The sequence below is a fragment of the Actinoplanes sp. CA-142083 genome (assembly GCF_050942195.1).
Classification (GTDB): domain Bacteria; phylum Actinomycetota; class Actinomycetes; order Mycobacteriales; family Micromonosporaceae; genus Actinoplanes.
On sequence record NZ_CP192076.1, the window covers coordinates 2,813,871 to 2,826,981 of the forward strand.

Below are 13,111 nucleotides of genomic sequence, written 5' to 3' on the forward strand. Positions count from 1 at the left end.
GGGGATGACCGAGGACAGCGGCTTATCCGGCCGGCGCATGAGGTTGGCCATCCTGCTGGCGATGGCGATGTTCGTACTCGTCGTGGACACGTCGCTGATGAACGTCTCGATCGCGGCCGTGGTCCGCGATCTCGACACGACCACCAGCGGCGTGCAGTCCGCGATCGCCCTGGAGGCGCTGGTGTCCGCCGCCTTCATCCTGATCGGCGGCAAGGTCGGCGACCTCATCGGGCGCAAGCGCGCGTACGTGCTCGGCCTGCTCGGCTACGCGATCGGCGCGCTGGCGATGACGCTGGCCCAGAGCCTCACCGTGGTCATCATCTTCTGGGCCCTGGTCGGCGGGATCGGCGCGTCGCTGCTGCTGCCGTCCATGCAGTCGCTCATCCACGGCAACTTCCAGGGACCGGCGCAACGGCGGGTCTACGCCCTGGTCGGCGCGGCGGCGGCGATCGCGGCCGCGGTCGGGCCGCTGCTCGGCGGCTTCATCACCACCTACCTGTCGTGGCGGGTGGGGTTCGGGCTCGAGGTCGTGATCATCGTCTGCGTGCTGTCCGGCATCGGGCTCGTGCGCAACGTGGAGTACACCGGACCGCGCGAGATCGACTTCGTCGGCTCGGTCCTCTCGGTCATCGGCATGGGCGGCATCGTGCTCGGCATCCTGGTGTGGCAGGAGGGCGGCGAGTCGGTTCTCGCGCTCATCCTGCTGGGCGTGGCGGCCATGGCCGGTTTGGCGTACTGGCTGGTGCGGCGCACGCGCGCCGGCAAGCCGCACCTGCTGGACCCCGGCCTGTTCAAGTCGGCGATGTTCCGGGTGGGCATCTCCCAGCAGCTGCTGCAGCAGATCGCACTGGGCGGCCTGATGATCGCGCTGCCGATCTACCTGCAGATGGTCCTCGAATACAGCGCGATGCTGGCCGGCCTCTCGCTCGCCCCGCTGTCGCTGAGCATGTTCGCCGTGGCGCTGCTGGCCGGCAAGAGGGCCGGACGGCGGCGCCCGGCGAGCATCGTCGGCACGGGCTTCCTGCTCGTCACGATCGGGGTGGCGCTGCTGATCCCGATCGTGCCGCGGGCCGACTTCGGCTGGGGGCTGCTGATTCCCCTGGCGATCGCCGGCTCCGGGCTGGGCATGCTGGTGTCGCAGCTCAACGACTACACGCTGTCACCGATCTCCGAGGAGCGGGTGAGCGAGGCCGCCGCGGTGAACTCGGCGGGCGGCTCGTTCGGCCTGTCCTTCGGGCTGGCGTTCGCCGGCGCGATCATGCTGGCCACGCTGTCCTTGTCGTTCACCAACAAGGCCGAGGCGAGCACCGTCCTCTCGCCGGCCCAGCAGACGCAGGTGGCTCAGTCGCTGGAGGAGAACGCCGAGGTGATGACCAACACCCACCTCGACGAGCTGCTGGACGGTCAGACCCCGGAGGTGGAGGCCGAGATCCTCCGGATCAACACCGAGGCCCGGCCGGTGTCCCTGCAGATCGCGCTGCTCGTCCCGCTGCTGGCGGCGTTGCTGGGACTGCTGAACTCCATCCGCATGCGACGCCTGCCCGACCCCCAGCCGTCGAACACGGACGGCGTCGTCCTGGGCTGATGGTGCAGGGCAGGTCGCCCGCCCCTTCCCGACTTCCCCGTGCGCTGTGCGCAGCCGGGCGAGGGGCGACCTGCCTTCCCTGCAACGGGATCAATAGTCGTTGCCGGACCTTGTACGAAGCATGCAAGACTTGGCGCGCTCCTTGTGGAAATCTTGAATCCCCTGTCCGGAGGTCAGTTGACGGCGCAGTTCGGGGTGCTCGGCGCGGTGGAGGCGCAGATCGCCGGCCGGCCCGTCGCCCTCGGGCATGCCCGCCAGCGCAGCGTCCTCGCCGTGCTGCTCGTCGAGGCCGGGCGGCCGGTCACCGTCGACCAGCTGATCGACCGGGTCTGGGGCGCGGAGGCGCCGCAACGGGCCGCCGGGGCGCTCTACAGCTACCTTTCGCGGCTGCGCACGGCCGTCGCCGATGCCGGCATCGGGATCGAGCGCCGGCCCGGCGGGTACGCCCTGACCGTCGATCCGCAGACGGTGGATCTGCACCAGTTCCGCCGGCTCGTCACGCAGTCCCGGGGCGCGGAGTCGGACCGGAACGCCGCCGAGCTGATCACGCAGGCCCTCGGCCTGTGGCGGGGCGAGCCCTTCGCCGGGCTGGACAACCCATGGCTGGACGGTATGCGGCAGGCGCTGCTGGGTGAGCGGTTCGCCGCCGAGCTGGACCACAACGACGTGCTGCTCCGGCTGGGCCGGCACGGCGAGCTGCTGCCGTCGCTGTCCGCCGCGGTGGCCGGGCATCCGCTCGACGAGCGGCTGGCCGCGCAGGTGATGCTCGCCCTCTACCGGTCCGGCCGCCAGGCCGACGCCGACGAGCAGTACCGGCGGATCCGCCGCTGCCTCGCCGACGAGCTCGGCAGCGATCCCGGCGCCGGGCTGCGCCGGCTGCACGAGCGCATCCTCGCCGCCGACCCCACCTTGATCGCGACGTCGGCGCCGGCGATGAAGCCCGCCGCGGTGCCCGCGCAACTGCCCGCCGACGTGCGCGCCTTCACCGGGCGCACCGAGGAGCTCGCCGTCCTGGACAAGTCGCTGGCGCCGCCCGAGGGCGACGAGCCGCCACTGACCGTCATGCTGCTCTCGGGCACGGCCGGGGTGGGCAAGTCCGCCCTCGCCGTGCGGTGGGCGCACCGCGTCCGCGACGCCTTCCCCGACGGCCAGCTGTACGTGAACCTGCGCGGCTACGACGCCGAGCAGCCGGTGGCGGTCGGCGACGCGCTGGCGGGCTTGCTGACCGCGCTCGGCGTGCGCGGAACGGAGATCCCGCCCGGCGTCGAGGAGCGGGCCGGGCGGTACCGGTCCGAGCTGACCGGCCGCAAGATGCTCGTGCTGCTCGACAACGCGTCCTCGGTGGAGCAGGTGCGGCCGCTGCTGCCCGGCACCGGGTCGTGCCTGGTGCTGATCACCAGCCGCGACGCGCTGCCCGGCATGGTGGCGATCCACGGCGCCGAGCGGATCAACCTGGACCTGCTGCCCCTGCCGGACGCGGTGGTGCTGCTGCGCCGCCTGATCGGCGGCCGGGTGGACAGCGAGCCGTCCGTCGCCGAGGACCTGGCCCGGGCCTGCGCCCGGCTGCCGCTGGCCCTGCGGATCGCCGCCGAGCTGGCGGCGGCGCGCGCTGATGTCTCGCTGGCCGAGCTGGTCGGGGAGCTGGGCGACCATCGCGTACGGCTGGATCTGCTCGACGCCGGCGATCCGCGCGCCGAGGTCCGGGCCGTGTTCTCGTGGTCGTACCAGAACCTGCCGGCCGACGCGGCCCGGGTGTTCCGGCTGCTCGGGCTGCACCCGGGCGAGTCCGCACACGTCGAGGCGGTGGCGGCGCTCGCCGGCATCGACGCCGGCGAGGCCCGGCGGCTGCTCGGCGTGCTGGTCCGGGCCAGCCTGGTGCACGTCGGCCGGGGCGGGCGGTACGCCATGCACGATCTGCTGCGGGCGTACGCCGCGGAGCTCGCCGTCGGGCACGACCCCGAGGCGGACCGGCGGGCCGCCCTGACCCGCCTCTTCGATCACTACCTGGCCGGCGCGGTAGCGGCGACAACCGCGTTGTACCCGGAGGAGGGCGCGGCCGCCGGCGATCCGGAGGCGGCCCGCAACTGGCTCGAGGCGGAACGGCCCAACCTGGCCGCCGCCTGCACCTACGCCGCCGCCCACGGCTGGCACCGGTTCGCGATCACGCTCGCCGGAACGCTGTTCCGCTACCTCGACGCCGGCGGGCCGGCCGCCGAGGCGGTCGCCGTCACCGCCTCGGCCGTGTCGGCGGCGCTGGCCCTCGGCGATCGGGAGGCGCAGGCGCGGGCGCTCTCCGATCTGGGCCGGCTGCACCGGCGGCAGGGCCGGCTCGACGAGGCGGTCGCCACCTACCAGCGCGCTCTGACGCTGTACGCCGATCTCGGCGAGCGGGCCGCCGAAGCGGTGGCGCTGCGCAACCTGGGCAGCGTCCATTGGCGGCTGGGCGACTACCGGCGGGCCGCCGACCACTACCGGCGGGCCTGGTCGCGCTACCGGCAGCTGGGCGACGAGGCCGGGCAGGCCGACGCGTCGGTCCAGCTCGCCCTGGTGGAGGCCCGGCTCGGCGACGAGACCCCGGCCGCGGAACGTCTCCGGTCGGCCCTCGAGCTCTACTCCCGGCTCGGCGACCGGTTCAGCGAGGCGTACGTGCTCTCCCATCTCGCCCGGATCTCGCGCCGGCCGTCCGATCTCGACCGGGCCGCCACCCACCTGGAGCGGAGTCTCGCCGCGGCCAAGCAGGCCGGCGACCGGACGGCGGAGGCGTACGTGCTCACCGATCTCGCCGCGGTGCGGGCCCTGAGCGGCCGGCTCACCGAGGCCGCTGGTCACCTGCGTCGCGTGGTGGTGCTGCACCGGCGGATCGGCGACCGCGCCAGCGAGGCCGAGGCGCTCAACGACCTCGGTGAGGTCCTGCGGGCCGCCGGCGACACGGCCGAGGCGCGTGCCCAGCACGAGCAGGCGCTGATCCTGGCCCGGGAGATCGGCGACCGGTACGAGCAGGCGCGCGCCCACGACGGCATCGGCGACCCGGAGCACCAGGATCTCGCCAAGCAGCTCTTCGCCGACCTGGCGGCGCCGGGATGACGGGACGTCAGACCCGGACGACGCCCGCGACCCACAGCACCGTCACCGGCAGCCCGCGGTCCCTCGCGTAGGTGACGACGTCCGCCGTTCCGCCGAGGCCCCGTGACGGGTGGCCGTCCCACACGGCGAAGAGATGGTCGCAACGATCCACCAGAGCCTGGCCGGCGGCGAGGAACGCCTGATCGCTGGGCTCCGGGTAGGGCATCGTGGTCACCGTCGCCGCCGCGCGCCGCAGGTCCTCGAACCGGCTCCGGCTGTCGTCAGCGATCAGCGAGCCGGCGTAGCCCTCGCACGGCAGCACCACTTCGAGCGTGCCGCCGGCCGCCAGGACGTGCGCGGCGAACAACTGGTCGGCCCCGTCGGCGAGATTCGACACACCGTGCGGATGCGAGCCGTCCGGCAGCACCCGGCTCCAATGCCGGACCGCGCAGTCGACGACGCGCGGCGGGAGGATCCGATGACCTGTGACACCGAATCGCACATCGACCTCCGTATCGGCCCTCGTCAGACTGCCTCGCAGCATGACGATACGATCCCTTGCCTTTTCTCGTGGGGCGCTGGCATGCACAATCTGTCGTCGCAGCACGTGCCGACTGCCAGGGGACTTGCCATGACCTTCGATGGGTTCATCTCGTACAGCCACGCGGCCGACGGGCGCCTCGCGCCCGCGGTGCAGCGTGGTCTGCACCGTCTTGCCAAGCCCTGGCACCGCCGGCGCGCGTTGTGGATCTTCCGGGACCAGACCGGCCTGGCGGTGACCCCGGGCCTCTGGTCGTCCATCCAGACCGCCCTGGACGGCTCGGAGTACTTCGTGCTGCTGGCCTCGCCCGAGGCCGCGCGGTCGCCGTGGGTGAACCGGGAGATCGAGCACTGGATCGCCACGAAATCGGCGAATCGGATCCTGCCCGTGGTGACCGACGGGGAGTGGGCGTGGGACGAGGACCGCGGCGACTTCCGCGAGGACTCGACCGCGGTGCCGCCTGCGCTGCGGGGGGTGTTCGCCGAGGAGCCGTTCTTCCTGGACCTGCGGTGGGCGCGGGGCAGCGAGCACCTGAGCCTGCACCACTCCCGGTTCCGCGACGCGATCGCGCAGCTGGCGGCCCCGATGCACGGGGTGAGCAAGGACGAGCTGGAGGGCGAGGACGTCCGGCAGCACCGGCGGGCCAAGCGGCTGCGCTCGGGGGCGCTGGTGACCCTGCTGATCCTGGCACTGGTGACCTCGCTCACCGGCCTGTCGGCGGTGCGCAACGCCGAGCGGGCGAAGGCGGCGGCGGCCGAGGCGTTGCGCCAGCAGCAGGTGGCCGACACCCAGCGCGACAGCGCCCAGCGGTCCGCGGAGGAGGCGCGCCGGCAGCAGGAGCTGGCGCGGCAGCAGCAGGATCTGGCCGAGCAGCAGCGGACCCGGGCGGCGCAGGCGGCGGCCGTGGCCGACAAGTCCGAGCGGCTGGCGCGGGAGCAGCAGCAGGTGGCGCAGGAGCAGCAGCGGGCGGCCGGCCAGGCGGCGGCCGAGGCGCAGCGCCAGCGGCGGCTCGCCGATCAGGCGGCGTCGCGGACGCGCGAGCAGCAGCGGCTGGCCGCGGAGGCCTCCGAGCGGGCGAAGCAGGCGGCCGAGCGGGCGAAGCAGGCGCAGGCCGAAGCGCAGCGGCTGGCCCGGATCGCGGCCGAGCAGCGCCGGCTGGCCGACGAGGCGGCCGCCGAGGCCGCGGCCCAGCAGGCCAAGGCCGACCAGCAGCAGCGCATCGCGGTCAGCCGGCGCCTGATGAACCAGGTCTCCTCGATGGTCGGCGCCGACCCGCTGACCGCCCTGATGCTGGGTGCGGCCGCCCAGCAGATCAACCCCGACGTGGCGACCCGCCGCCAGCTCACCGGCGTCATCACGGCGACCCATTACGCCGGCACGATCGGCGGCGTGACAGCGGCCCGGTACGCCCCGGACGGCGTCCTGGTGGCGCTCGGCAGCGATGGCCGGGTCGGGATGTGGAACGTGAAGGATCCGCGCAAGCCGGTCCGGATCGGCGCGCTCCCGGGCACGTTCGCGGCCGACGACGTCATCGAGCTCAGCATGGACGGGCGGACGCTGGCCGTCGGGACCAGGCAAGAGGTGGCCATGTGGGACCTCACCGACCGGTCCCGCCCGGCCAGGCTCGGCACGGTGCCGACCGCGCGCGCGGTTTCCGCCGTCGCGTTCCGCGGCGACGCGGCCGTCCTCGTCGTGGGTGACGTGCGCGGCGCCTCGACCGTGTGGGACACGAGCGACCGGATGCATCCCGAGGAGCTCACCACGCTGACCGACGACGACAGCTACGGGGTCGAGCGCCTGGCGTTCAGCCCGGACGGGCGTCGTCTCGTCGTGGACAAGGGCCGGTTCATCCCGGTCTTCGACCTGTCCGAGCCGTCGATTCCGATGGATGGACCGGTGTTCCTCACCTTCGGGTTCACGCCGATGGCGTTCAGCCCGGACAGCTCGACGCTGGCCGTGGGCGAAGCCGACGGAACGGTGTATCTCTACGACATGCGGGGTGACGGGCCACCCCTGGTGATCCGTCCGGACGATCCGGGCGCGCCCGCGCCGGCCACCCCGGCGACGCCCACCACGCCGGCCACGCCGGACGAGCCCGGCGGCATCGAGCCACCCCCGCCGCTGCCGGACGACCCCGACGTCGGGCCGTTCGACAAGCTGACCGGCCTCTCCGGCCAGATCACCGCGGTGGCGTTCAGCCCGGACGGGAGCCTGGTCGCCGCCGGCGACCGGAACGGCATGACGACGGTCTGGAACCTGACGAGCGAGATGACCGCCGGCGACTTCGCCACCGTCCGGGCCGGCGGGGCGATCCGGACGCTCTCCTTTGACACGCGGACCGGAGTGCTGACCACCGCGGACGCCTCCGCGACCGCGACCCTGTGGAACGTGACGGGCCCCGGCGCTCCGCAGCCACTCGCCATGGTCACCGCCCCGGCCAGTCACCGGGCCACCGTCTTCGGCTCGGACGGGCACTCCCTGGTCGTCGCCGGCGGCGACGGCAAAGCGCGCACCTGGGACATCGCCGACCCCGGCCATCCCGTCCGCCGCGCCGACGTGGCCCTTGGCAGCGGGGTGGTCCGGGCGGTGCGGTACAGCCCGGACAATCGCAAGGTGGCGGTCGTCGCCACCGACGACCGGACGCTGACGCTGGCGGACGCGACCCGGCCGGACCGGACGACGACGCTCGCCGTCGCCGGCGCCCCGGTGAAGCAGACGAGCGCGCCGGCCTTCAGCCCCGACGGGCGCACCATGGCCGTCATCTCGGGCAGCACCACGCTGATGCTGTGGGATGTGACCGACATCGCCCGTCCCGTCCTCCGGTCCAGCGTGGGCGGTGACTTCGGCGGGATGCTGAAGTTCGGCCCGGACGGACAGGTCGTGGCCACCTCGGGCTACAGCACTCCCGCGATCACGCTGTGGAACGTGGCCAACCGGGCCGCCCCGGGCCGGCTCGCCACGATGCTCGGCCACAGCGGCGACATCTACGCGATGGCCTTCAGCCCCGACGGACACACCCTGGCAAGCGGCGGCCTGGACGACACCACCGTGCTGTGGGACATCACCAAGCGCACCGTCCCGCTCCGGCTCGCGACGCTGACCGGCCACGCGAGGTGGGTCACCACGCTGGCGTTCAGCCCGGACGGCCGCACCCTGGCCACCGGGGGCGGGGACCTGGCGGTGATGCTCTGGGACACCTCCATCCCGGCCGTGCCGGTCCTGCTCGGCCGGCTGCGGACTCCCTCCGGCCAGGAACCGACCGGGCTGGTCTTCCGAGCGGACGGGCGCACGCTGGCGGTCCCCGCCGAACCCGGCGGAAACGTCTCGAGCGTCACGCTGTGGAGTTACAACAGCCTGAACACGCTCCGCGCCGACCCCGCCATATACGCCTGCGCGGTCACCGGGCGCGGCCTCAACGCCGACGAGTGGGCCCGCTACATTCCGGAGGTCAAATACCGGCGTACGTGCGCCCGCTGACCCGGGGGCGCCTCAGCCGCCGGCCTCCAGGATGTCGCGGAGCTCGCCGGCGGCCCAGCACTTCAGGGCCGACCCGAGGGTGCGCCGCAGCTGCCCGGTGACCATTACCGTGCGAACCGGTGAATCCGGGTCGTCGGACTCGATGACCAGCTCGCAGCAGGCCGAGCCGCCGCAGGTCGGCACGTACTCGATCAGCACGTCCAGGCGGGATCCGGCGTGGACGGTGGCCGGGAACGGGCTGCTGACGATGCGGAACGTGAGGCAGCGGTCGTCACCGCATTTATGGTGGTGTACGCCCTGACACGGGCACGGGGGCTTGAACGCCACCCGGGTCACGTGCAGGTCGCACTCGCCGGTGTTGCACACCGTCAGGGCCTGGCGGGCGTGCCGGCCCAGCTCGACCGGGCCGAAGTCGGCGCTGCCGGTGACGGTCAAGCGCCCGGTCGGCGCCTGCCCCCGCAGGGTCAGCACCTGCGGGCCGGTGGGGTCGTTGCTGAACACGGTCACCGTGGCGGTCACCGGGCCGGGCGCCTGGGGCGCGAACCGGATCGGCACCGGCACGGTCGAGCCGGGCGCGACGACGAGCGGCCAGGAGTCGACGTCCGGGGGCACGAAGTCGGGCGTCGAGGAGGTGACCGCGCTGATCACCAGCGGGCAGGAGCCGGCGTTGTTGACCGCGAGGTCGCGGTCGGCGAACTCGCCGGCGCAGACCCGGCCGTAGTCACCGTGGTCCGGGATGATCACCTGGGCGTCGGCGACCCCGCCGATGCCCGAGGCGAGCAGGTCGACCACCGGCGCGCCGGGGTCGTTGCTGCGGATCCGGATGGTCGCGGCCTCGGCGATGCCCGGCGTGGTGGGGGTGAACGCGACGGTGAAGTCGAGCTCCTCGCCGGCCCGGATCGGCACCGGCGTGCCGGGGAACGGCAGCACCGAGAACCCGGTCGAGCCCAGCACCCGCTGGACGTCGTGCACGACCAGCTCGCTCGTGCCGACGTTGAAGACCTGGATCGTCAGATACTGCGGGCCCCCGCAGGCCGACCCGAAGCTCAGGTCGCGCTCCAGGTTCACGGTGATCGCCGGATGATCGGGCCGGACCAGCTCGAACACGCCGCGCCCGTAGGTGGCCGCCCGCAGCACGTTGCCGCCCCGGCCGATCACCAGGTCGGTGACGGGCGCCCGGGGGAAGTGGATGTCGTCGAGCACCGTCCAGCTGATCCCGCGGTCGACCGATCGCAGCACGCCCAGGTCGGTGCCGACGTAGATGGTGGTGGGCGTGTCGGTCCCGTCCAGCGCCAGCGCGCCGTGCGGCACGTCGAGCGGCGGCGAGATGTCCGTCCAGGCGGCGCCGGCCACGGTCGTCCGGAAGACGTGGCCCTGCTGCCCGGGGCCGGGGCCGTTGAAGCCGCCCAGCACGCAGAAGATCACGGTCGGGTCGGCCGGGTCGAACTCGGCCCGCAGCACGGCGCGGGAGGGCAGGTTGCGGGTGATGTCGGTGAAGGTGGGGCCGGCGGCGAGCGCGTCGGTGGACACGAAGACCCGGCGGCCGACCGCGACCACCACGCTGCCGGAGTCGGTGGGCGCCACGGCCGGCTCGGCGACGCCGGCGAAGCTGCCGACGATCCGCCAGGTGCCGCCGGCGTCCTGGCTCTGCCAGAGGTTCTGGTTGCCGCTGACGTAGACGGTGTCGGCGGCGCCCGGGTCGGTCGCGATCGGCGACAGGTAGCAGCCGGCGTCCGAAGTGGTGCCCCACGGCGTGACCTCGGCCCAGTTCGTCCCGTCGTCGTCCGACCGCCACACCCGGGTGCAGGGCGCCGGCGACCAGAAGCCGCTGGTGCAGTACATGCGGCCGGCCGTGCCGCCGTCGTACACGACGTCCCAGCCGTCGCCGCCGTTGGTGCCGGCCCAGCGCAGGCCCGCGTTCCCGGCGGTGGTCTCGACCTGGTTGTCCTGCAGCGCGGCGACCGAGACGCTGGCGGTGGCGTCGGGCCGCACGTCGAGGTTGTAGATCAGCGCGGTCTGAAGGCCACCCGAAGTGAGGGGCTGCCAGGTGGCGCCGGCGTCGGTGGACCGCGACGGGCCCCCGTCGGTGCCGCAGTAGACGACCGACGGCGCGGGCGCGGCCTGCGGGACGAACGTCCACGCGTGGGTGTCGGCGTGCAGGCCGCCCATGCCGGTGAAGGTGGCGCCCGAGTCGGTGGATCGGGCCTGGCCGACGCAGCCGAACACGATGATGTCGTTGGCGCCGTCCCCGGGCGAGGCGGGGTCGACGGCGAAGTGGAAGCTGTAGCCGCCCTGGGTGCGCGTGGGCATGCCGGTCGCCGCCCGCGCCGTCCAGGTGGCGCCCTGGTCGGTGCTCAGGAAGAGCCCGACCGGGTCCGGCGCGCCGCCGTTGCCGGCCAGAGAGGCGTACAGCACCTGGACGCCGCCCGCGGCCGGCGGCGAGGCCGGCGGGGCGATGTCGACGACGGCCTTGCCGAACGACGCGGGTGGCGGGCCGAGGGCGGTGGCGACGGCCGGGGTGGCGGCGGTGAGGATGGCCGTCCAGTTGCGGCCGCCGTCGGTCGACTGGAAGACGCCGCGGCCGGTGATGCCCGCGTAGAGGATCCGCGCGCCGGCGGCCGAGCTGCGGTCGAGCACGAGGGTGCGGGCGTCGCCCGCGCTGCCGGCGCCAGGCGTCCAGTTCAGGCCGCCGTCGGTGGAGACGAACACGCCCCGGGAGGAGGCGAGATAGACCGTACGGGAGTCGGCGGGGTCGACGATCACGACGTTGATCGACTGTCGGAAGAACTGGCTGGCGTTCCCGACGTTGTCGGCCGGATAGCCGCTGCCCAGCCGCACCACCGTGGCCCCGCCGTCGGTCGACTTGTAGAGCCCGGCCGCGATCTGCTGGGCGACGCGGCTGCTGGTGCCGACAAAGATCGTGCTGGTGTCGTTGGGATCGAACGCGATGCCGCCCGGCTCGCCGACGCCCAGCGCCAGCTGGCGGTCGAACAACGGCGTCCAGTGCGCGCCGCCGTCCCGGCTGCGCCACACCCCGCCGGCCGCGGTGCCCTGGTAGAGGATGTCCGGGTCGTTCGGGTGCACGGCGATCACGGTGGTCAGGCCGTTGTCCTCGCGCCCGCTGCCGGACACCATCGGGCTGGGCCCGCGACGCTCCCACACCGTCCCGACGAGCGTCATCGTCCCGGCTCCCACGCCCCGCCCGTGTCGTCGCCCGACTCGTCCTCGTGCGCGACATCCTCGGCCGCCGGGGCCGCCGAGCGTTCGGGGGCCGCTGAGGTTTCGGGGGCCGCTGAGGGGGCCGAGCGCTCCCGGACCGTGTCGCCGGTGGCCTCCGCGGCCGGCTGGCGCACCGCGCCCGGGAGCTTGTGGAACTCTTCCAGCGCCCGGCCGTACGCGTCGGAGGTGGGCGCCGCGCCGCCGCCGATCCGGCGCTCCACATAGTCACGGTGGATCCGCACCGGGTCCGCGTCCGGGTTGCGGCCGAGCTGCGGGGTGTCGCCGGAGCCGTTGTCGCCGTCCTTCTTCCGGGAGGCGCCGGAGCGCTTGCGAGGAGGCATGCTTCGCACGCTCCTCCGCGGTGGTGAGGCCGTCAATCGGCCATCACTCCGCCCGGTGGCTGTTGTCGGAGGTCCGACAACCGTGGCCGGTCAGACGCCGGCCGGCTGCTGCTCCTGGCCGAGATCGACGAGGCGGATCCGGGGGTCGCCGTCGAGCCGCACCTCGTACGCCGTCGGCGGCCCGCTCCGCGGCCAGCGCGCGCCCACCACCGTGGCGGTCCGCCCGCTCAGCCGGATGGGGGCGCCCGGGGCGCTGAGCCGGTGCGCCGCGAGCAGCACCGCGTCGAGGGTGTGCCGGGCGCCCGGCAGCGAGCCCCGCAGGCTCACCGTCCGGAGCTCCTGACCGAGAGTGATCACCACCTCGCCGCGCGCGTCGCCGGCGGCGAGGGCCGCCTCGACCCTTCTCCACAGCCGCCACTGGTCGTCGTCGAGCAGCAGCCGGGCGGCCCGGTCGAGGCCCGCGCACGTGATGTCGACCGCCGTCTCCTCGCCCAGCTCGGCCACCCACGCCAGCTCCTCGGCCGCCGGCATCAGGGCCGGCGACTCGTGCGCCACCACGGCATAGAGCATCGCCAGGACGGTCTGCCGGTCGCGGCCGTCGTAGAGCCGGCCCGCCGCGGTGTGCAGGCGGGGGAAGCGGGCCACCAGGTGGGCGGCGCGGCCCAGCGGGGGAGCGGCGGCGTCGCGGGTGTCGCGCACCCGGGCGTGGAACGGACGTTGTTCGCGGTGGGCGAACACGAGCGCGCGGTGCGGGTCGGCGATCAGCCGCGCCGCTACCGAGTAGGGCACTCCCATCTGGGCGGCGAGGGCCCGGATGGCGCGCCGGCGAGCGCGGTCGTTGGCCTGGCGGCGGCGTTCTGCTCCGGTCATGGCGTTCCCCCTTTG

7 protein-coding genes are annotated in these 13,111 nt (G+C 73.9%); 3 read left to right on the forward strand and 4 right to left on the reverse strand.

What is annotated here, in order from left to right:
• Positions 1 to 37: 37 nt before the first annotated feature.
• Positions 38 to 1,585, forward strand: coding sequence for an MFS transporter (locus tag ACQPZX_RS13165; RefSeq protein WP_433379259.1), 1,548 nt, complete (start codon positions 38 to 40; stop codon positions 1,583 to 1,585).
• 177 nt (positions 1,586 to 1,762) lie between these two features.
• Positions 1,763 to 4,669 carry a BTAD domain-containing putative transcriptional regulator gene (locus ACQPZX_RS13170; RefSeq protein ID WP_433379262.1) on the forward strand — a complete coding sequence of 969 codons (2,907 nt, stop codon included), beginning with the start codon at positions 1,763 to 1,765 and terminating at the stop codon, positions 4,667 to 4,669.
• 7 nt (positions 4,670 to 4,676) lie between these two features.
• Here the strand turns inward: ACQPZX_RS13170 and ACQPZX_RS13175 are convergent, their stop codons facing one another.
• Complete coding sequence (locus ACQPZX_RS13175) at positions 4,677 to 5,150, reverse strand: hypothetical protein (protein ID WP_433379264.1); 474 nt, start codon at positions 5,148 to 5,150, stop codon at positions 4,677 to 4,679.
• A 129-nt stretch (positions 5,151 to 5,279) separates the two neighbouring features.
• Between ACQPZX_RS13175 and ACQPZX_RS13180 the strand changes: the two genes are divergently transcribed.
• Positions 5,280 to 8,666, forward strand: coding sequence for a TIR domain-containing protein (locus tag ACQPZX_RS13180; protein WP_433379267.1), 3,387 nt, complete (start codon positions 5,280 to 5,282; stop codon positions 8,664 to 8,666).
• 12 nt (positions 8,667 to 8,678) lie between these two features.
• Here ACQPZX_RS13180 and ACQPZX_RS13185 read toward each other — a convergent pair whose 3' ends face one another.
• The 3 genes from ACQPZX_RS13185 to ACQPZX_RS13195 all read right to left on the reverse strand — a co-directional run bounded on the left by ACQPZX_RS13185 (position 8,679) and on the right by ACQPZX_RS13195 (position 13,096).
• Positions 8,679 to 11,846 (reverse strand): choice-of-anchor D domain-containing protein, encoded by a 3,168-nt coding sequence (locus ACQPZX_RS13185; protein ID WP_433379270.1) that lies wholly within the window; start codon positions 11,844 to 11,846, stop codon positions 8,679 to 8,681.
• Positions 11,843 to 12,226, reverse strand: a complete 384-nt coding sequence (locus ACQPZX_RS13190) for a hypothetical protein (protein ID WP_433379273.1) — start codon at positions 12,224 to 12,226, stop codon at positions 11,843 to 11,845. The genes ACQPZX_RS13185 and ACQPZX_RS13190 overlap by 4 nt, the downstream gene beginning before the upstream one ends.
• Before the next feature lie 90 nt (positions 12,227 to 12,316).
• Positions 12,317 to 13,096, reverse strand: coding sequence for a hypothetical protein (locus ACQPZX_RS13195; protein WP_433379276.1), 780 nt, complete (start codon positions 13,094 to 13,096; stop codon positions 12,317 to 12,319).
• Between the last annotated feature and the right edge of the window lie 15 nt (positions 13,097 to 13,111).